The sequence below is a fragment of the Micromonospora sp. IBHARD004 genome (assembly GCF_052814115.1).
This window is the reverse complement of sequence record NZ_CP199934.1, coordinates 3,176,119-3,195,449: the sequence shown is the minus strand read 5'-3', so window position 1 is coordinate 3,195,449 and position 19,331 is coordinate 3,176,119. Positions and strand designations below refer to the sequence as shown.

The window sequence follows — 19,331 nt, the reverse complement described above, 5'->3', positions numbered from 1 at the left end:
CCGACGCCGCTGGGCCGCGGCTGCGCGTACGCCGGAACGGCAGCTACCGTTCCCCGATCGGGTCGGTGGTGGGCCGATACCCGGCGCAGATCGCGTGCATTCGGGTGATGTGACCGGCGCCGTCAGTGTCGAAGTAGGCCCGCTGCTCGACGATGAATGGGCCGTCGGCGTTCCGGACCCGGAAGCGGTAGTCGATGCGTTCGCGATCAACTACGTGCCCCGCCTCGACATGCTCAATCTTTTCGATAACGTCATCGGGCTCGAACCACTGGTACAGCACCTCGTGCACGATCCGCTGTGGGGAATCCGCCTCCCAGAAACGCCCGGGCGTCATGCCACGGAAGATCACGTCTGGGACAAAGAGTGCGAGAAGGCGGTTTGTGTCTTTGGCCGCCAGAGCAGCCACGTACCTTGATCCAAGATCGGTCATCCGTCACCCCTTCGGGAAGCAAGACCACCGACCGGGTGACCCGGCACCGCTGGCTGGCGGCCCTAGCCTTCGCTGCTTACGGTGCCGCTGAGAATAACGCCGATGGTTGGTGCTTTGCATCGGCCAGGACTGGACCGTCCGGGCTGGCCCGCGGTGCTTGAGACCGCGCCGAACGAGGAGATGACTGAGCATCTGAGTTATGCGAAGCACGACCCGGCCGGTACTGGTTTGGGCAACATCCGCAACGGCATTCGGCCGAAGACGGTGCTGACCGAGCACAGCGGCCAGGCCGAGATCGACATGCCGCGCGATTCGACCTCGCCGACGTCTCGGCGGTGGCGCGGACGGGGTGGTTCCCGATATCGGGCACGTGGCGTGGACCGGGAAGCCTGAGAAACATGAACTCGGTCTCCATCGCCCGTAGCCTCGCGCTGGTGTCGGTGTCCGGCCTGTCGGTCGCCGTCGTGGCCACCGTGCTGGGCCACATCAAATCTCGACGTAGCGGATACGGCCACGGGTCTACCTGTACGCCAGCCGCAGCTGACGGCTCGCGGACATCCTCTTCTGCCGCCTTGCGGGCGTGCAAACCGTCGGGCAGCATGCGTTAGCGCTTTTGCAGTACAACCACGGGAATCTGGCGGGTGGTCTTCCGCGCGTACCCGTCGTAGCCCTTGTACATGTCGGCCATCTGCCGCCACAGACGCTCGCGGTCCTCGCCAGCGGTTTCGACGGCGGTGACCAGATGCGTCTGCCGGCCGATCTGTACGGAGGCGTTCGGCTGCGAGCGCAGATTGAGCCACCAGGCGGGGTGCCTGGCGCTGCCGCCGTTGGACGCGATGATCACCCAGCGGTCGCCGTCGATCTGGTACATCAACGGTACCGTCCACGACCGCCCCGACTTGCGCCCGGTCGTGGTCAGCAACAGCACCGGTGCGCCGAACATCTTGCCGCCGAGCTTCCCGCCGCTGCGCCGGTACAGCCACACGGCCGTACGCAGAAACCCTCGCGTGAGCGCTTTACCGAATCCGCCAGACCGTTTCGCCATGGTCACTATCTACCAGACCAGGGGGTCGGTGGATAGCCGCCTTAGGTCGCCAGATGCGCGCTCATGCGGCGATGGGTGCTCGGTTCCGGTCAGGTGGCTTCGGGGTCGAGGCCGTTGGCTGCTCGTCCGCCGTCAACGGCAAGGACGACGCCGTTGACGAATCCGGCGGCGGGAGACAACAAGAAGGCGACGGCGTCTGCCACCTCGCTCGGGTCGCCCACTCTGCCCAGCGGATGCAGTGCGGCCATCTGGACGTCCACTTCGGGGTGCTGGGCACGGTACTGCTCGAACCGGTCGGTGGCGATGGAGCCCAGCGCGACGGCGTTGGTGCGGATGCCGGCCGGCCCGTGATCCACGGCCACGGCGCGGGTCAAGCCCTCGACCGCCGCCTTCGCGGTCGCGTAGGGCAGTGCTCCGCGGACAGGGCGCTGCGCCTGGTGGGAGGAGACGTTGACGATGGCGCCGTCGCGCTCGTGCGCTAAGAAGTGGTTGACCGCGGTGTGGCAGCCGGTGAGGGCCAGGGCCAGGTTCGCGGTGACGAGGTCCAGGATCTGGGCGGCCGAGGCGTCGCCGAGACCGGCGTCGCGGAAGATCGCGGCGTTGTTGACCCAGCCGAGCAGCGGGCCCGTGGCCTCGGCGGTCGCGGCCGCTCGCTGGGCCGTCTCAGGATCGCGGGCGTCGCCGGTGACCAGCACGATGCGTTCGTGCTGCCAGGCAAGTTGACCGGTGACATCCAGCACGACGACCTGACCGTCGCGAGCCAGGCGTTCGGTGATGGCCCGACCGACGCCTCGAGCGCCCCCGGTGACCACGAACGACGGTCGAGTCGGCATGGCGGCGTGACCTCCTGCTCGCGCTCCAGTTCCGGAGGATGTCTCCGCCCTGCAGCGATACCAGATCTTCGTCGTGGTCGACAACGAGAGAGCCGTAGGCGTGCTTGGCACTTTCGTGCGAGACAGCGACCTCGACCGGACCTGCCCCGCACCGGCCACTACCGCGCCGGAACCGATCTTCGGCTCTCCTACACCTCCAGGGCCGCCCGCGCCGAAATCGCGGAGTTCCTAAAGACCCCGCGTCACGTCTCGGCCAACCAAGGTCACGTACGCGGATCTGCCGCTGGTCGGTGCCGGCGGATCGCGCAAGGTTGGGCGAGGAAGGCGAGATCAAGACGCGGCGACTACCGCCGGCATTCGATGTTCGGCGATACGGCTCCTGCGGAGACCATGGCGGATGACCGAGACTGTAGCGATGTCTCAAGATGTCGGGGGTGCGCCACGCACGCAGGTAGCAATCACCGCTCTGCTCATCGTCGCCGGCGTGCTCATCCTCTTCGTCCCCGCCGGTGACGAGGGCCGAGTCCTCGTGCCCGTCAGCGAAGGTCACGGACTATCCGCCGTAGACGGGGTCGGCGCAGCACTGCTGGCGTTGGGCGGCACCTGGCTGGAAGTGCTCGTGGTACGGCGCCTGCCGCACCTCGCCCTGCCCCCACGGGCCTTGTTCGCACTCGGCCTGCTGGCCGGCCTCGGCATGGGGCTCCTGATCGCCTCGGTCTTTTCGGGATTCTTCTGGTGGTGGGCTATCGGCGCCACCGCACTTGGCGTTGCCGTCCTCGTCCTCGTGCCCCTCACGGCGCGCCGTTGAGGTCGTTGACCGAACGTCCGCTTCTGCCGCTGTCCGCCCGGGTGGCAGTCCCTCCTGGCCGCACACCCTAGGCGACGATGAACAAACATGGTCCGGACACGACCTTTCCCGTGTGCCGGAAGTGGCCATACAACCGTGCTGGCACGGGGCCTGACCACAAAGAAGGTGTTCGCTTTGCCTGTCGGCCGGCTCCACCATCTGATCGTCGACTGCCCGGATCCAATGGCCGAGGCGCGGTTCTGGAGCGCGGTCCTCGGCGACCCGATCACCTACGCGGACGACACGGTCAGCGGGCCAGGTCGGCGATGAGGTTGACGGAACCCGCCACGATCACCACGCCGAATAGGTACGACAGGACGGCATGGGACAGCACGCTGCCCCGGATCCGCGGATCGCTGATGGCCGTGTCCGATACTTGGTAAGTCATGCCGATCGTGAAGGCGACGTAGGCCAAGTCGCGGTAGGTGGGCCGCCCCTGCACAGACTGGCCGCCGAAGCCGAGCCCCCCGGTCGTTGATCGGAAATGCAGGTCGGCGTAGCGCAGGGTGAAGACCGTGTTGACAACGGTCCACGACAGCAGGACGGTCAGCATTGCGACGCCGACGAGCAGCACCCGCATTGAGCCGCTCTGCCGGCCGGCAAGGCTAAGAGCAAAGCCGACACCCAGCAGGCTGGCGACGCCCGCCCCTACCAGCAGCACCGCGGCGGTTCCCCGCGTCTCGTCCTCACGTGTGGCGAGCAGTTCGGTGCGCGGGCTGTCCGCTCGGACAATGATCGGCCAGATGGTGAGGAGGAAGGCGAGCGCAGCGGCGTCCCAGCCCCCGACCGCGGCCAACTCCCACGTCATGAACGGCAGGAGCGCCAGAGCGACGATGAGCCCGATGGAGGCGACGATGACGGCTCGCCGCAGGGCAGGGGCGTGCCACCCCAGCGCTCGGTGATACATCGTCTCCGGGGGCATGCCGGTCATCGTCCGAGTGTCTCCCACCGCATCGCACAGCGTGCTCATAGCCGCGCACAGCGAGCCCGTTGGTCACCTGAATGGCTCACTGAGGGATCCAGCAATCGCCTGCCTCTGCGCCCGTCGAGCAGTGCGACCCGACTGCACGCGAGCGGAACGTCCGCAACTGCCGCGGTGAGCGCGGTCATGTCGAGTTCAGTGCGGCGGCGAACGTCTGCTGGTTGGCCTCAGTCGTTCTCCAGGATGTCTCGCCAGAACGCCTCGTTGCGGCGTAAGCGGTCGCGGATGGCGGCTGGTAGCCGGTGCCGGTCGCTGACGCTTAAGCCGTAAGCGTCCGCCAGGGTCCGCACCTGGCGGGCCTGTTCTGCTCTGGACCTGGCCACCGGACGGCTGCACTACCGCATCCGCGACCGCAGACGCTGGCAGGAGTTTCTGAGCTCCCTCAAGACCCTGCGCCGGCGCTGGCCCGATCAGAGGCTGCACGTCATCCGCCCTCAACGGCACCGACCACCGCACCCACGCCGAGCAGGACACCGCCATCGGCGCCTACATCCGATGGCGCAACCACCGCGCCCAACCGAAATCCGGATTCGCCATCCCGGTGCGCCGGCCCGGGCGGAACCCGCCCGGCGCCACGTCGCCGATCGCCCGCGCGGTCCGTCGCGGTCGCTACAAACCTGATGACGCAGATGACTCACCCCGCCACGCAACCGACGCCGGCCTGGGCCCGGACTGAAGCATCACCCTGACTCATTCTCGTCATCAGCTTCGTAGCGCATCACGAGGTCACCCCGGCCCATCGCACGGCCGCGCCGGGAGGGCGGTCGCACGGCGCCGGATCCAAGATCCGCCACCCGGATTACCCGATCAAGGCTGCATGACGAGGCACTAGCTGCCATTGGTAGGCCTGCTCTGGGGCTGGTCTTTCCCGGCCGGTATGCGCTGGACGTCGCCGAGCCGTTCGGTGAGGAAGGCGCGTTCGGCGTCGTTGTCGGTGAGGGTCAGGGCCTCCTGGTACGCGTCGGCCGCCTGTGTCCACTGGTGCAGTTGGCGCAGGAAGTCGGCGCGGGCGGCGCTGAGGTAGCCGTAGGTGGCCAACGCCGGCTCGGCGAGCAGCGGCGTCAGCGCGTCGAGGCCTGCCTGCGGGCCGTCGCGCAGTCCCACGGCGACGGCACGGTTGAGCTCGACCACCGGCGAGGGCAGAGCTGGAGTAGGACGTCGTACAGCCCGACGATCTCCGCCCAGTCCGTGTCCTGCCAGGTCGGCGCCTGGGCGTGCACGGCGGCGATCGCGGCCTCGACGGCGTACCGCGTCGGCGGCTGGCGGCGTAGCGCATCGGTCAGCAGGGCGATACCCTCACCGATCAGCCGGGTATCCCAGCGCGTGCGGTCCTGCTCCGAGAGCAGCTGCAGCCGCCCAGTGGCGGACCGGCGGCTGTCGGCGCGCGCGTCGATGAGCAGCAGCGCGAGCAGGGCGCTGATCTCGGCGTCGTTCGGCATGAGCAGGTGCAGCATGCGGGCGAGGCTGATTGCGCTGTCCACCAGGTCCCGGCGGACAAGATGCGCGCCGATCGGCGCCGTGTGGCCGGTGGTGAAGATCAGATGTAGGACCTCGAGGGCGGCGCTGACGCGTTCGGCGAGGTGGTCGGGTGACGGCACGCGGTACGGGATACGGGCGGTGGTGATCTTTTTCTTGGCCCGTGTGATCCGCGTGGCCATGGTGGGCTCCGGCACCAGAATTGCGCGGGCCACTTCGGCCGTGGACAGACCGCACACCAGTCGCAGTGTCAGCGCCACGCCGTCTTCGGGCCCGGGCACCGACTGTTCGGATACAAGTAGCGGTAGGGCCCGGCGCAGCACCGACTCCCGACGCAGCACATCCAGCGCCCGGTCGACCGGCGAGCCTGTCACGGTGCCGCTCTACCTCACGACCCCAGCCGGTACGGCGCTCAGCCGGCCTGCGTTCAACGCCGGGATCTGGAAGCGCGCGATCCGCGCCACCGGCATCCCCGACAACCGCCACAACGGCATGCACGTCCTGCGGCACGCCTACGCCTCAGTCCTCTCGGACGCCGGAGAGAGCATCAAAGCCCTGTCCGCCTACCTGGGCCACGCCGATCCCGGTTTCACCCTGCGGACCTACACCCACCTACTCCCCACCAGCGAGGACCGCACCCGGCGAGCCATCGACAAGGCGTTCGGTGCAGCTCCTACCACCGCAGACGACCCGTGACGGACTGGCGACGGCATGATCATGGTCAAGGGCTTTCCGGCGGGCTTCCGACGCAGGTCAGGGACCATGTCGCCACTACTTGGCGTTGAAGTAGTTCGCCTCCGGGTGGTGCACCACGATCGCGTCGGTGGCCTGCTCGGGCACCAGCTGGAACTCCTCGGACAGCTGCACCCCGATCCGCTCGGCGCCCAGCAGCTCCACGATCTTCGCCCGGTCCTCCAGGTCCGGGCAGGCCGGGTAGCCGAACGCGTACCGGCAGCCGCGGTAGTCGGTGCGCAGCAGGCCGGCCAGGTCCCCCGGGTCGTCGTCGGCGACCGTACGCCCGCCCGGCAGGGTCAGCTCGGCGCGGATCCGCCGGTGCCAGTACTCGGCCAGGGCCTCGGTGAGCTGCACCGACAGGCCGTGCACCTCCAGGTAGTCGCGATACTCGTTGCCGGCGAACATCTTCGCGGTGTACTCGCTGATCGGCTGCCCGACGGTGACCAGCTGCAACGCCACCACGTCCAGCTCGTCGCCCTTGGGCCGGAAGAAGTCGGCCAGGCAGAGCCGCCGCTCCTGCCGCTGCCGGGGAAAGGAGAACCGGGCCCGCTCGGCGTGCCCGTTCTCGTCCAGCACCACCAGGTCGTTGCCCTCCGCGTACGCGGGGAAGTAGCCGTAGACCACGGCCGCCTCGAGGACCTGGTCGGCGATCAGCCGGTCCAGCCAGTACCGCAGCCGCGGCCGGCCCTCGGTCTCCACCAGCTCCTCGTACGACGGTCCCTTGCCGCCGCGGGCGCCGCGCAGCCCCCACTGGCCGAGGAAGGTGGCCCGCTCGTCGAGCAGCGCCGCGTAGTCGGCCAGCGGCACCCCCTTCACCACCCGGGTGCCGAGGAACGGCGGGGTGGGCACCGCCACGTCGGTGGCCACGTCGGAGCGGACCGAGGCGTCGTCCAGCTTCGGCAGCGCCTCACTGACCATCGCCCGCTGCCGCTCCCGCCGGGCCCGCCGGGCGGCCAGGGCCGCCTCCCGCTCCGGGTCCACCACCGGCGCGCCGCCGCGCTTGGCCGTCATCACCCGGTCCATCAGGGAGAGCCCCTCGAAGGCGTCCCGGGCGTAGTGCACCTGGCCGGGGAAGACCGACCGCAGGTCGTCCTCGACGTACGCCCGGGTGAGCGCCGCCCCACCCAGCAGGACCGGCCAGCGCTCCGCAACCCCGCGCGACGCCATCTCGGACAGGTTCTCCTTCATGATGACCGTGCTCTTGACCAGCAGCCCGGACATGCCGATGGCGTCGGCCCGGTGCTGCTCGGCGGCGTCGAGGATCGCGTTGATCGGCTGCTTGATGCCGATGTTGACGACCTCGTAGCCGTTGTTGGACAGGATGATGTCGACCAGGTTCTTGCCGATGTCGTGCACGTCGCCCTTGACGGTGGCGAGCACGATCCGGCCCTTGCCGCCGTCGTCGGCCTTCTCCATGTGCGGCTCCAGGTAGGCCACCGCGGTCTTCATCACCTCGGCGGACTGGAGCACGAACGGCAGCTGCATCTGGCCGGAGCCGAACAGCTCGCCGACCACCTTCATCCCGTCGAGCAGCAGGTCGTTGATGATGGACAGCGGCGACCGGCCGCCGGCCATCGCCGCGTCCAGGTCGGCCTCCAGGCCGTTGCGCTCACCGTCGATGATCCGCCGCTTCAGCCGCTCCTCCAGCGGCAGCGCGGCCAACTCCTCGGCCCGGGTGGCCCGCGCCGAGGCGGCGTCGACGCCCTCGAAGACCTCGATGAACCGCTGCACCGGGTCGTACCCCTCGCGGCGGCGGTCGTAGATCAGGTCGAGGGCGATCTCGCGCTGCTCCTCGGGGATCTTCGACATCGGCAGGATCTTGCTGGCGTGCACGATCGCCGAGGTCAGCCCGGCCTGCACGCACTCGTGCAGGAAGACCGAGTTGAGCACCTGCCGGGCCGCCGGGTTCAGTCCGAAGGAGACGTTGGAGATGCCCAGGGTGAAGTTGACCCCCGGGTAGCGGGCGGCGATCTCCCGGATCGCCTCGATGGTCTCGATCCCGTCCCGGCGGGTCTCCTCCTGCCCGGTGGCGATCGGGAAGGTCAGCGCGTCGATCAGGATGTCCGAGCGGCGCAGCCCCCACCGGGTGGTCAGGTCCTCGATCAGCCGGCCCGCGACCCGGACCTTCCAGTCCTTCGTACGGGCCTGGCCCTCCTCGTCGATCAGGAGGGCGACCACTGCGGCGCCGTGCTCGGCGACCACCGGCATCACCCGGGCGTAGCGCGACTCCGGGCCGTCGCCGTCCTCGAAGTTCACCGAGTTGACCACGCAGCGCCCGCCGAGCATCTCCAGCCCGGCCTCGACCACCGCCGGCTCGGTCGAGTCCAGCATGATCGGCAGCGTGGAGGCGGTGGCGAACCGGCCGGCCAGCTCACGCATGTCCTGCGTGCCGTCCCGGCCCACGTAGTCGACGCAGAGGTCCAGCAGGTGCGAGCCGTCCCGGGCCTGGCTGCGGGCGATCTCCACGCAGGCCTGCCAGTCGGCGGCGAGCATCGCCTCGCGGAACGCCTTGGAGCCGTTGGCGTTGGTCCGCTCCCCCACCATCAGCACGCTGGCGTCCTGGGCGAACGGCACGTGGTGGTAGATCGAGGAGACGCCCGCGTCCTGCCGCGGCTCGCGGGGGCCGGGGCGGGCGCCGTGCAGCCGCTCCGACACCACCCGGATGTGCTCCGGGGTGCTGCCGCAGCAGCCGCCGACCAGGGAGACGCCGTACTCGGCGACGAAGCGCTCCAGGGCGTCGGCCAGCTCCACCGGGGTCAGCGGGTAGACCGCGCCGTCGGCGGTCAGCTGCGGCAGGCCGGCGTTGGGCATCACCGACAGCGGCACCCGGGCGTGCTGGGAGAGGTAGCGCAGGTGCTCGCTCATCTCCGCCGGGCCGGTGGCGCAGTTCAGGCCGATCAGGTCCACGCCGAGCGGCTCGATCGCGGTCAGCGCCGCGCCGATCTCGCTGCCCAGCAGCATGGTGCCGGTGGTCTCCACGGTGACGTGGCAGATCAGCGGGACCTTCCGGCCGGCCTCGGCCATCGCCCGGTGCGAGCCGACCACCGCGGCCTTCACCTGGAGCAGGTCCTGGCAGGTCTCCACGATCAGCGCGTCCGCGCCGCCCTCGATCAGGCCGGCGGCGTTCTCCTGGTACGCGTCGCGCAGCGTCGCGTACGCGGCGTGCCCCAGGGTGGGCAGCTTGGTGCCGGGGCCGATCGAGCCGAGCACGAAGCGGGGCCGCTCGGGCGTGCCATACGCGTCGGCGGCCTCCCGGGCGATCCGCGCGCCCGCCTCCGACAGCTCCCGGATCCGGTGCTGGATGTCGTACTCGCCGAGGTTGGCGAGGTTGGCGCCGAAGGTGTTGGTCTCGACGCAGTCCGCCCCGGCCGCCAGGTAGGCGTCGTGCACCCCGCGTACGACGTCCGGCCGGGTGACGTTGAGGATCTCGTTGCAGCCCTCCAGCCCCTCGAAGTCGTCGAGGGTCAGGTCGGCCGCCTGGAGCATCGTCCCCATCGCCCCGTCGGCGATGAGGATCCGGTCCGCGAGCACATCCAGCAACGAAGTCCGCACAGAGCCAGGTTAGTGCGACGCCTCGCGCCCCGGTCGAGCCATGCCGGCCTTCCCACATACTGTCAGCGGGATCACCGGGTCCGGTTTGCCTGTTTGGCGCGGCTGGTCCGATCCACGACCGGCGCGGCCGACGGGCCGCATCCCGCGCCGGCACGTAGGCTGGCGGACGTGAAGGACATCAGGGACGCCAGCGTGCCCGGCGGGCGGATGTCGGGGCAGCGGCCCGGCGCCGCTCCCGACGAGCAGGGCGAGGTGACGGCGTGACCGAGTTCGACGGGCTGCCGGTGCTGCGGTCCCCGGTCGCCATCGCGGCCTTCGAGGGCTGGAACGACGCCGCGGACGCCTCCACCGCCGCGGTGGAGCACCTGGAGCAGGTCTGGCAGGCCCGGCAGGTGACCGAGCTGGACCCGGAGGACTTCTACGACTTCCAGGTGAGCCGGCCGACCATCACCATGGCCGAGGGCGAGACCCGCCGGGTGGAGTGGCCCACCACGCGCTTCATGGTCGCCAGCCCCGAGGGCACCGAGCGGGACGTGGTGCTGATCCGCGGCATCGAGCCGAGCATGCGCTGGCGCACCTTCTGCGAGCAGGTGCTGGAGATCTGCCACAGCCTGGAGGTCGAACGGGTGGTGCTGCTCGGCGCGCTGCTGGCCGACGTGCCGTACACCCGGCCGCTGCCGATCAGCGGCAGCGCCTCCGACGCCGAGGCCGCCCAGCGCTACCAGCTCACCCCCACCCGCTACGACGGGCCCACCGGCATCGTCGGCGTGCTGCACGACGCCTGCAGCCGGGCCGAGGTCGACGCAGTGTCGTTCTGGGTGCACGTGCCGCACTACGCCAACAACCCGCCCTGCCCCAAGGCCACCCTCGCGCTGCTGCACCGGGTCGAGGAGGTGCTCGACCTGCCGGTGCCGATGGCCGACCTGGCCGAGGAGGCCGCCGAGTGGGAGCAGCGGGTGCGCAGCGCCGCCGAGCAGGACGCCGAGCTGGGCGAGTACGTCCGGGAGCTGGAGGAGCGGGTCGGCGACGCCGGCATCACGCCGCTGACCGGGGACGAGATCGCCCAGGAGTTCGAGAAGTACCTGCGCCGCCGCGGCGGGTCGGCCGGCCCGACCGCCGGCTCCTGGTAGTCAGCCCTCCCCCCCTGGCGCTCAGCGGGCCCCGGACGTCGCCGTCCGGGGCCCGCTTTTTCGCGTGTCACGGGTGACGGCGACACACCCGCTAGGGCATCCTAGGAACCTAGCTGTCATGAGGAGGCGGGCGTGCAGATCAACCCGGGGGCCGCCGAGTTCCCGCACCGGCAGATCGCCACGCAGCTCAAGGCCCAGGTCCGCCGCGGCGACTGGGCGCCCGGCGAACGGCTGCCGTCCATCCCGGCCATCGCCGAGATGTTCGGCGTCGCCAAGCAGACCGTGCAGCGCGCCGTCGACCAGCTGCGGGTCGAGGGCATCCTGATCACCAAACCCGGCTCCGGTACGTACGTCCGCGGCACCCGGCGCCGGCTCAACCGGCTCGCCCGGGGCCGGTACGGCGGCTTCCGTGGCTACCACACCGACCTGGCCGCCCGGTACAAGCAGCAGCTCGTCTCCGTCGGCCGTGCCCCCGCCCCGCCCGAGGTCGCCGACGCGTTCGGGGTCTCCGACGGCACCGAGATGCTCTGCCGGCGGCACCTGGTCCGCACCGACGAGTCACCGGTCGAGGTCGGGGCGTCCTGGTTCCTGCCGGCGGACACCGCCGGCACCTCCCTCGAACGGGCCGAGGCGTTCGGCCGCCCGCTCTATCAGGAGGCCGAGGAGGCCACCGGCCGCCAGTACGCGACCGCGACCGACACCATCAGCGCCCGTCAGCCCAGCCGCGAGGAGGCGGAGACCCTGCAGATCCGTCCGGACACCCCGGTGCTGCACCTGCTGCACGTCGCCTACGACGAGGGGCGCAAACCGATCGAGGTCGCCCAGGCCACCTGGCCCGGCCCGATGACCACCCTCACCGAGGAGTACCAGATCCCCGCCCCCGCACCGGCCCAGGACCCCGACCCCGGCCTGGTCCTCGGCTGATTCCAGGAAACCACCACCGGATCGGCGACCCGAAGGTGCCGGTCCTCCATGATCGCCGGTGTCCCACGGTCGCTCCTCGCCGGTGCTGCTTGCTTGATCAGGATCCTGCGCTCGAAAGGGCCGGATCCCATTCCGGGGACCCGGCCAGCTGGTGTCCTGAATTGGCTCAGCTGGAGTAGCCGCGCTCGGCGATCCAGTCGGCGACCTTGTCGTCGCTCATCCAGTAGTTCTTCGTCGGGTCGTACGGGTCGGCGATCTTCATCGTGTCACCGCCGTCGCGGAAACCAATGATGGTGAGATAGTGCCCGCCCGGGTACGAGTACTGGTTGCCCTGGGTGTCGACCGCGGTGCCCGTGATGTTGGCTACCACGCCGCGCTGGGCGTCAACCGCCTCAACTACATCGGTACGCAGCTTGTCCACCTGAGCCGGTTCGGCCTCGGCGGTCTTGATCTCGGTGGTCTCATAGCCACCGCCGGTCATCTCATTGAGCACGCGGGTGGTGTCGTCGACCGAGTTGGTGCCGGCCTTGGTGGTGCCCAGCTTGTCGGCGACCTCGCGTTGGCTCACGACCTTGCCCTGGGTGGACAGGGCGATCCGAGTTGCGGCTGGCGCGCAGTAGTAAGAGTTCGGCTGTCGCTGGTAGTCGTAGTGGAGCACCCGCTTGCCCTCGTCCGCCGGAGGCGGCGGCGACGGGGGCGGCGCAGGGGGCGGCTGTGCCTGCTCAGCGAAGCCCGGCTTGCTCTGGACCTGGGCAGGCCGCGCGGCCGTCACCGGACCGGCAGACGCCTGGGCAGCGATCGCCGGACCAGCGACGGTCCCGCTGGCCACCAGGGCAACGGAGAGCACGCTCTTGCGGAAAATCGAGTTCATCGTGAAGCTCCCATCGGGTTGGCTTCCCGGCTGTCGCTTGCCGCTTACCCACGCCCCCGTCGGAGAAAACGCCACAACCTACCCGAGTAGAAGGGGGGCCGGGGTGGATTTACGCAAACACGCGCGGGGGCGACCCCATTTAGGGTAGGAGGGCACCCGCGATCAGGAAGATCGCCTATGACGCAAATGCGGCAATGCGTTGTAGCGCGAAGATTGCCTTGATAACGGCCATGAGTGGTCGACTGGCCGGCACGCCGGTTTGATCGGGGAAAGACCTCCGGGCGCTATTGTTCGCCCCGGGATTCATGGTCTCCCCTTAATGCCCGACTTCCGCGCCATTCCGGTGACCGCGGAATTTGTTGCGCGAGAGCGTGGCGGGAAAACGATGAAGACGTCGAAGTCAGTCGGTCTGGCCACGGTTGGACTGCGCCAGGAGGAGTCCGCTTCATCCACCCGTCAGTCCAAGGTCATCTTCAGCGCTGGCCGGGCGGTCAGCGAGTGGCTGTTCATGAAGGCCAGGTCGATCGCCGGGTCGCTGATCGTGACCGGCGAGGTGGTGGGAATCCCGTAGGGGAACGGCAGGTCCGGGGTCAGCGTGATCGTGACGCCGAGCAGCCGTCCGACGAAACGGGTGGCGTAGACGGCCACCTCACCGGTCAGCGTCAGCCGGTCGGTGGCGAACCGCATGGTACGGCCAGCCGGGCCGGGCGCGCGGAGCAGAAAGTCGTCGGTGATCGCGCGGTCCATGCTGAACTTCAACGTCCTCAGGGTGCCGCCGGTGGTAGGCAGGTCGACGATCCCGTGGATGCGGAGTCCGGTCATGGTCACCGTCGAGGCGGTCACGGTGGACAGGGTCTCTGCCACCACCGGCTGCCCTGGATCGGCGGGAATCAGCGGCAACGGCTTGCCTGCCTCCACGGCCTCGGTCGGGGTCGCGTTGGGGTTGGCGGAGTCGAGAGCAGGGACCTGCGGCCGGGGGCTGGCCAGCTCGGTCGCGGGCGGCCCAGGGCTGGGCGTCGCCGGAGACTCCGGCGGCGCCGTGGCCCCCTCGTCGTCATCCTGGCCCCCGTCGAACAGGTCACCGATCCCGCCGAGAATGAGTACATTGCCCGAGTTCACCTTGGCGTACCCGCTTGCGCTGATCGAGGATGAGCGGGGTGTGCCGGCCGGCTCGGGCCGGTTCGCGTTCGGTAAGCCACTCAGTGCCGGCCAGGTGGGCCCGTCCAACGTCGGGGTGGGCGCCACGGACGCCCGCGCCGGGCTGGTCCCGGCGAGCCCCACGGCGGCGGAGATCCCGAGCAGCACCGCGAAGAACCGCGGATCGCGGTGTCGGTGCCTGCGGCGCGCGGCCTCCGGCCCCTCCGCTTGCCGGAACGTCCCGGCCCCCGGGGTTTCCTCGTACCCGGCAGGCGCCCGCTGAGAGACGCGTAGCCCCATCCTGTCCCGCCCGGACATCAGCTCGTGGACGAGGGCCGGCTGCCCGCGCTCGGGGCCGCGTCTGGGGCCGGTAGGTCAGCTCCCGCACGGGCCGACGACCCGTCCCGCCCCGTCCCGTCGTCCGGTGTCCCGTCCCCCGCCGTCCCGTCGCCGCCCCCCTCGTCCCGCGCCGTTTCGTCGCCGGCCGCCTCGTCCCGCGCCGTCCCGTCGCCGGCTGGCTCGCTACCGCGGGTGGCGGTCGGGTGCGTGTCCGGCGCCCAGGCGAACCCGAGGGCGCTGCCCAGCAGGCCGAGCAGCAGACCGACGAAGAAGCCGCCGAGGTTCACCCCGATCAGCGAAAAGAGCGTGGTCACGGCGGCGACCACGGCGTAGAGGATCCGATGTTGCAGCCTGAACCACATCAGCAGCCCGCACGTCACCAGGATGGTGGGGACCAGCCAGGACAGGAAACCGGTCGGCCCCATCTGGAAGGCGAGACCAGCGAGCGACATCTGGGTGGTGCCGAAGATCTCCAGACCGGCCAGTGCGGTGAACAGGCCGCCCCAGAACGGCCGGGTCCGGCGCCAGTGGCGGAAGCCGCGCCACGGGGCGTCGCTCCGCTTCGGCGGGACGGGTTGTGGTTCGGCGCTTGTCACCTGTGCCTCCTGCGAGTGAGGGGTCGAGCGCAGCCACCACCTCACGGAGGGCGGGGGCGGTGATCAGCTCAGAAGCACTCCTTGGCGGCCGCGCCGACGTTGACCTTCAGCTTCAGCCCGGTGAGATTGAACGTCCCGGCCTGGGTGGAGCGGGCCACCTGGCGAAGGTTCGTGATCCGCACCGCGTCGGCCTGCTGGCCGAAGGCCTTCCTGGGACCCTTCACGGGCCCGCGGTCAAGGGTCGATGCGTCCTGGTTGATGTTGATGTTCGTGAACTCGACGTCACCCTCGAGTGACTCGGCGTCGATCAACAGATCGGTCGCGGTGGCGGGCCTGCCGCCACCGCCGGCGTCGGTGCGGAGCACCACGGGAGCACCGGGCACCTTCACCGACTGGCAGAGGTCAAACAGCTGCGCCCGGCGGATGCCGGTGACCGCCACCGGATGCTTCGTGCCGTCGACCTCCTCGGCGACGCCGCCGTACTGGACGAATCCCTCACCGCGCAACTCCGAGGCAGAGACCTTGAAGATTTGGCCGGAGACGGCGAACGAGGCGGCCAAGGCACCGTTCGCCATACCGAACACCATCGCGCCGGCGATGGCGGTCGCCGGTAGCGCCAGCGCGGCGAACCGCCGCCACCGAGTACGGCCCGTGGCATCGAACTGCTCCTGCACGATTCCTCCTCAAGGTGGATGTCGCGCCGGGAGGCCGGGCGGGCTCGGACAAAGGTCCGCCACCACCCGAAGAGCAGGGGGACGGAGACTCGAGAATCGGTCCGGCCGGCGGCGCACGTCACAAGACGCCGCTTACCCGACGCTAACACGATGTAGACATGCGGAAGCGGGTTCCTCACTCAGCGTTAGGTGCATCGGCGACCCTCGACGCACAATGGCTTCCAAGCGGACATCCCGGACAGCGGCGGTCGACGCGACGACAATTGATCCTCGGCCGGACTGGACCATCCCCGCTGCCACCTGGGACACCTTCGTCTCGGAAGCCACGACTTCTCGCGATGCCCTGCGCCGTCACCCCACCGCGAACCATGATGCCCGTGTCGGCCTCGGTTCCGCGTCGGTGAGCCGACGTCAGGGCACTTCTGCAGCCGATGTGCCAGCCGCGACCGAGCAGTCGCTTTGACGCCGGCTGAAAAGGGAAAGGTCCTGATGCGACTCAGGATTCGTTCGTCCCGAGCCCCATGCCCTCAAGCGAAGCTGACAGGCCGGACACCGAACAGGCGGAGATTCCTGCCGCGGAACTTCATGGCGTTTCACGCGACGGCCCGTTCCCGCATGAATCGGAGAGGTTGTTGTATGTACGCACGAAAGCGGCGCTACCTCCTTCCCACGCTGGTGCTGACGCTCATCCTGCCGGCCCTGTCGACAGAGGCCACCGGAGCGAGCACTGTGGCTCCACCGGCCGGATCCTGCGCGAATCCTACGAGTGGTCGGGGGGCAGATGCGGTCGGTACGAAGTTCATGGTGGCGGCCGCCAATCCGCTCGCCGTCGAGGCAGGTTGCAAGATCCTCGCCCGAGGTGGCAGGGCTGCGGACGCGGCGGTAGCCGTTCAGGCGGTTCTCGCTGTCGTGGAGCCTCACGCCTCCGGGCTGGCTGGCGGCACACTCATCACCTACTGGAATCCCGACAAGGACCAGGCCCGGTTCTTCGACGGCTTGGCCAGAGCCCCGGGGAACGTGACCGAGAACGTCAGGACACCCACCGAGCAGGAGCGCAGAGCACTCCGGACCGACCGCTTTCCGAATGCGGCCGGTGCAAGCGGGCGGTCGTTCGGTGTTCCGGGCACACTGCGAGTGCTCGCGACGGTGCACAGCCTGTACGGCACCCTCCCGTGGGATCAACTCTTCGACGACGCCATCCGGCTGGCCGCGAACGGTTTCCCGATGTCCGCCAGCCTGCATGGCGGTTTCAAACAGCGCTTCAACGGACGGAAGCGCTGCAACTATCCGGACCTGCGTCCCCGCTACTGCAACGGCGACGAACCGAAGCAGGAGGGAACGACGCTGTACAACCCCGAGCTCGCGGACGTGCTGCGGGAGGTTCGGGACAACGGCGCGGACGCCTTCTACGACCCGAACGGCAAGATCGCACCAGCAATCGCGCAACATGCGGCCAAGGGCCCCATCAAGCTGAAAGGGAACACAGCGGGCCCGGTGGTCATCCCCAGTCTCATGACGGCCCAGGACTTCGCCGACTACGAAGTGGTGGAGCGCCCCGAGGTGTGCAGGAAGGCGTTCGACGTGTCGGTCTGCACCTCGGCGCCGCCAGCATTCGGCGGAGTGGCGACCCTGCAGATGCTCGGCTTGCTCGAACGCGGCCAGGTGCGGAAGACCAAGCCCGGCTCGGCGGACCGCATCCACCTCTCGGTCGAGGCCAGCCGCCTGGCGAACTTCGACCGCCGCGCGTACGTGGGGGACCCGGACTTCCAGGCCGTGCCCGTTGCCGGGCTGCTCGACGCCAAGTATCTCGACAGTCGCTTCGCCCTCTACTCCCCGGACAAGGCAATCCACCCGGTTGAACCGGGCAACCCCCCGGGAGTGCTGCCACCCGGACCGTCTGTCAGCGATCAACCCGCCACGACGGACGTCGGTGATCCGACGAGCAACGCGAGCATCGTCGACGCCGCCGGCAACGCGGTGTCCATGACCACCACCAACAACACCCACTTCGGGTCCCACCTGGAGGCACGGGGAATGATGCTCAACAACGCGTTGAACAACTTCACGGACACGGAGTCCGTCTCACCCGGCAAGCCCGTGAACGTCCAAGAACCGAAGAAGCGACCCACCGCCTCGCAGGCACCGACGATCGTGCTTGACCGCGAGGGGAAGAAGTTGCGGCTCGTGGTCGGCGCTGCCGGCGGCTCGCACATTCCCGACTACGTCACGCAGACATTGGTAGGGGTAATCGTCGATGGCATGAGCCCGGCCGAGGCACTCAATCAGGGGCATTACAGCGGGCAGGACATCACGCGCAAGTGTGACGGGAAGAGGGACGCGCCCTCCGAGCTCGAAGCAGACAGGCGGATCGCAGTGAACCTGCCCGACCTCGTATTGCGCGAGCACCCGTGTCCCAGAGTCGTGGCACTGGACAGTGGTCTCACCGCGATCGAGGTCCGAGGAAACCAGCTTCTCGGCGCGGCGGACCAGCGCAGGGATGGCGCCGCGGCCGGGCGTTAGGTCGTCCGCCGCCAGGAAGGGAATATCTTCGATGCGTGCATTCGTCCGCGTCCTGCTCGTCACCGCGCTGGTCGTAGCCCCGGCACGGGCGCAGGGCGACGACATCGTTCGCGAGCGCCGGTCACCGCAACCGGCGGCGACGACCGCGCAACGGGGGGCGGGCACGCCGCGCCAGGTCAGCATCCTGGGCTCCGGTGACATCCTGGTGCACCCGCCGACGTGGCGGCAGGCGCGGGCCGACGCCAAGGCGGCCGGCCACGCCGGGTACGAGTTCGACCCGATCTTCGCCTCGATCCGCCCCGCCGTCGAATCGGCGGACCTGGCCATCTGTCACATGGAGGCCCCGATGGGGCCCGGCGAACCCAGGGACTTCCGACGCTTCAAGGCACCCACCGACCTGGCCGTTGCGGTCAAGACTGCCGGCTACGACACCTGCTCCACCGCCAGCAACCACTCCCTGGATCAGGGCGAGCAGGGCGTGTACGACAACCTCGACGCGCTGGATGCGGCCGGTCTGCGCCACACCGGCACCTTCCGCAGCGCTGCCGAGCAGGCCACGCCAACGATTTACGAGGTCAACGGCGTCAAGATCGGTCACCTTTCCTGGGCGATGCACTTCAACGGCCTGGAACCGCCAGCCGGCAAGGCGTGGCTGGCCAACCGCATCGACGTCGCCGCGATCCGCACCGCCGCCGCCGCTACCCGCAAGGCCGGCGCGCAGATCATCGTGCTCTCCGCCCACTGGGGCACAGAGATGAGTCACCCACCCGACGGCCAGCAACTGTCCTGGGCCAGACAGCTCATCGCCGACCCGAACATCGACCTGATCATCGGTCACCATGCCCACGTCGTGCAGCCCTTCGAGCGGGTCGGCGACGAATGGATCGCCTACGGCGTTGGAAACACCCTCGCCCGCCACGATTTCCCCAAGGACGCCAACCGGGAGGGGGTCCTGGCCAAGTTCACGTTCACCGAACAGCCCAACCGGCGGTGGGTCGTCACCAACGCCGAGGCCATCCCCATCTGGGTCTCCCTCGATCCGACCATCCGCGTCCTCGACCTGGCCCGCACCCTCCACCACCTGCCCGCCAGCGACCGCCGCCGCGCCAGCTACACCGCCGCTCAGGATCGGATCACCGGCTACCTCGACAGCCGTGGCGCGATCGCCGCTGGGCTCCGTGTGCAGCGTTGACATCGCTCCTGCCTGGCCGGGCACGCGATTCATCTGCGCGGGGTGAGG

The 19,331-nt window shown here is 69.4% G+C and carries 19 protein-coding genes and 1 pseudogene; 9 read left to right on the top strand and 11 right to left on the bottom strand.

The genetic code is table 11. The features are described from left to right. Positions 1 to 43: 43 nt before the first annotated feature. Positions 44 to 430: a hypothetical protein gene (locus ACTWO6_RS15510; protein ID WP_446220314.1), complete on the bottom strand. Its 387-nt coding sequence runs from the start codon at positions 428 to 430 to the stop codon at positions 44 to 46. A gap of 153 nt (positions 431 to 583) precedes the next feature. Here ACTWO6_RS15510 and ACTWO6_RS15505 point away from each other — a divergent pair. Beyond that, positions 584 to 742: pseudogene (locus ACTWO6_RS15505) on the top strand (transposase); the annotation flags it as partial. Positions 743 to 1,034: 292 nt separating this feature from the next. Here ACTWO6_RS15505 and ACTWO6_RS15500 read toward each other — a convergent pair. Together ACTWO6_RS15500 and ACTWO6_RS15495 are read right to left on the bottom strand one after the other, a co-directional pair. Next, positions 1,035 to 1,415 (bottom strand): nitroreductase family deazaflavin-dependent oxidoreductase, encoded by a 381-nt coding sequence (locus ACTWO6_RS15500; protein WP_446220313.1) that lies wholly within the window; start codon positions 1,413 to 1,415, stop codon positions 1,035 to 1,037. A 149-nt stretch (positions 1,416 to 1,564) separates the two neighbouring features. Beyond that, complete coding sequence (locus ACTWO6_RS15495) at positions 1,565 to 2,308, bottom strand: SDR family NAD(P)-dependent oxidoreductase (RefSeq protein ID WP_446220312.1); 744 nt, start codon at positions 2,306 to 2,308, stop codon at positions 1,565 to 1,567. A gap of 397 nt (positions 2,309 to 2,705) precedes the next feature. Here ACTWO6_RS15495 and ACTWO6_RS15490 point away from each other — a divergent pair, with 397 nt between their 5' ends. Together ACTWO6_RS15490 and ACTWO6_RS15485 are read left to right on the top strand one after the other, a co-directional pair. Further along, on the top strand, positions 2,706 to 3,116 hold the full coding sequence (locus ACTWO6_RS15490; RefSeq protein WP_446220311.1) for a hypothetical protein: 411 nt from the start codon (positions 2,706 to 2,708) through the stop codon (positions 3,114 to 3,116). Between the two features lie 87 nt (positions 3,117 to 3,203). Then, the gene (locus tag ACTWO6_RS15485; protein WP_446220310.1) at positions 3,204 to 3,425 is read left to right on the top strand and encodes a VOC family protein; all 222 of its coding nucleotides are present in this window, start codon (positions 3,204 to 3,206) and stop codon (positions 3,423 to 3,425) included. Here ACTWO6_RS15485 and ACTWO6_RS15480 read toward each other — a convergent pair. After that, the gene (locus ACTWO6_RS15480; protein ID WP_446220309.1) at positions 3,403 to 4,086 is read right to left on the bottom strand and encodes a DUF1345 domain-containing protein; all 684 of its coding nucleotides are present in this window, start codon (positions 4,084 to 4,086) and stop codon (positions 3,403 to 3,405) included. The genes ACTWO6_RS15485 and ACTWO6_RS15480 overlap by 23 nt on opposite strands. A gap of 460 nt (positions 4,087 to 4,546) precedes the next feature. On the opposite strand from ACTWO6_RS15480, the gene ACTWO6_RS15475 reads away from it, so the two are divergent. Next, complete coding sequence (locus ACTWO6_RS15475; protein WP_446220672.1) at positions 4,547 to 4,813, top strand: hypothetical protein; 267 nt, start codon at positions 4,547 to 4,549, stop codon at positions 4,811 to 4,813. Between the two features lie 152 nt (positions 4,814 to 4,965). Here ACTWO6_RS15475 and ACTWO6_RS15470 read toward each other — a convergent pair whose 3' ends face one another. Further along, the gene (locus tag ACTWO6_RS15470) at positions 4,966 to 5,241 is read right to left on the bottom strand and encodes a hypothetical protein (RefSeq protein WP_446220308.1); all 276 of its coding nucleotides are present in this window, start codon (positions 5,239 to 5,241) and stop codon (positions 4,966 to 4,968) included. After that, positions 5,199 to 5,987, bottom strand: coding sequence for an RNA polymerase sigma factor (locus ACTWO6_RS15465; protein ID WP_446220307.1), 789 nt, complete (start codon positions 5,985 to 5,987; stop codon positions 5,199 to 5,201). The genes ACTWO6_RS15470 and ACTWO6_RS15465 overlap by 43 nt, the downstream gene beginning before the upstream one ends. A 1-nt stretch (position 5,988) precedes the next feature. On the opposite strand from ACTWO6_RS15465, the gene ACTWO6_RS15460 reads away from it, so the two are divergent. Further along, complete coding sequence (locus ACTWO6_RS15460; protein WP_446220306.1) at positions 5,989 to 6,309, top strand: tyrosine-type recombinase/integrase; 321 nt, start codon at positions 5,989 to 5,991, stop codon at positions 6,307 to 6,309. Between the two features lie 75 nt (positions 6,310 to 6,384). Here ACTWO6_RS15460 and metH read toward each other — a convergent pair whose 3' ends face one another. Continuing rightward, complete coding sequence (gene metH / locus ACTWO6_RS15455) at positions 6,385 to 9,900, bottom strand: methionine synthase (protein WP_446220305.1); 3,516 nt, start codon at positions 9,898 to 9,900, stop codon at positions 6,385 to 6,387. A 260-nt stretch (positions 9,901 to 10,160) separates the two neighbouring features. Between metH and ACTWO6_RS15450 the strand changes: the two genes are divergently transcribed. Further along, a complete protein-coding gene (locus ACTWO6_RS15450) occupies positions 10,161 to 11,030 on the top strand; it encodes a PAC2 family protein (RefSeq protein WP_446220304.1) in 870 nt (289 codons plus the stop codon). 132 nt (positions 11,031 to 11,162) lie between these two features. Continuing rightward, the gene (locus tag ACTWO6_RS15445; protein ID WP_446220303.1) at positions 11,163 to 11,954 is read left to right on the top strand and encodes a GntR family transcriptional regulator; all 792 of its coding nucleotides are present in this window, start codon (positions 11,163 to 11,165) and stop codon (positions 11,952 to 11,954) included. A 166-nt stretch (positions 11,955 to 12,120) separates the two neighbouring features. Here the strand turns inward: ACTWO6_RS15445 and ACTWO6_RS15440 are convergent, their stop codons facing one another. The 4 genes from ACTWO6_RS15440 to ACTWO6_RS15425 form a co-directional block, all read right to left on the bottom strand. Further along, the gene (locus ACTWO6_RS15440; RefSeq protein WP_446220302.1) at positions 12,121 to 12,825 is read right to left on the bottom strand and encodes a C39 family peptidase; all 705 of its coding nucleotides are present in this window, start codon (positions 12,823 to 12,825) and stop codon (positions 12,121 to 12,123) included. Positions 12,826 to 13,281: 456 nt separating this feature from the next. Then, positions 13,282 to 13,944, bottom strand: a complete 663-nt coding sequence (locus tag ACTWO6_RS15435; RefSeq protein ID WP_446220301.1) for a hypothetical protein — start codon at positions 13,942 to 13,944, stop codon at positions 13,282 to 13,284. Positions 13,945 to 14,279: 335 nt separating this feature from the next. After that, positions 14,280 to 14,897, bottom strand: coding sequence for a DUF6114 domain-containing protein (locus ACTWO6_RS15430; RefSeq protein ID WP_446220300.1), 618 nt, complete (start codon positions 14,895 to 14,897; stop codon positions 14,280 to 14,282). Between the two features lie 68 nt (positions 14,898 to 14,965). Then, positions 14,966 to 15,571: a DUF6230 family protein gene (locus ACTWO6_RS15425; protein WP_446220299.1), complete on the bottom strand. Its 606-nt coding sequence runs from the start codon at positions 15,569 to 15,571 to the stop codon at positions 14,966 to 14,968. 636 nt (positions 15,572 to 16,207) lie between these two features. On the opposite strand from ACTWO6_RS15425, the gene ACTWO6_RS15420 reads away from it, so the two are divergent. Further along, positions 16,208 to 18,091 carry a gamma-glutamyltransferase family protein gene (locus ACTWO6_RS15420; RefSeq protein WP_446220298.1) on the top strand — a complete coding sequence of 628 codons (1,884 nt, stop codon included), beginning with the start codon at positions 16,208 to 16,210 and terminating at the stop codon, positions 18,089 to 18,091. Continuing rightward, positions 18,069 to 19,283 carry a CapA family protein gene (locus ACTWO6_RS15415; protein ID WP_446220297.1) on the top strand — a complete coding sequence of 405 codons (1,215 nt, stop codon included), beginning with the start codon at positions 18,069 to 18,071 and terminating at the stop codon, positions 19,281 to 19,283. Before ACTWO6_RS15420 ends, ACTWO6_RS15415 begins: the two co-directional genes overlap by 23 nt. Positions 19,284 to 19,331: the final 48 nt, after the last annotated feature.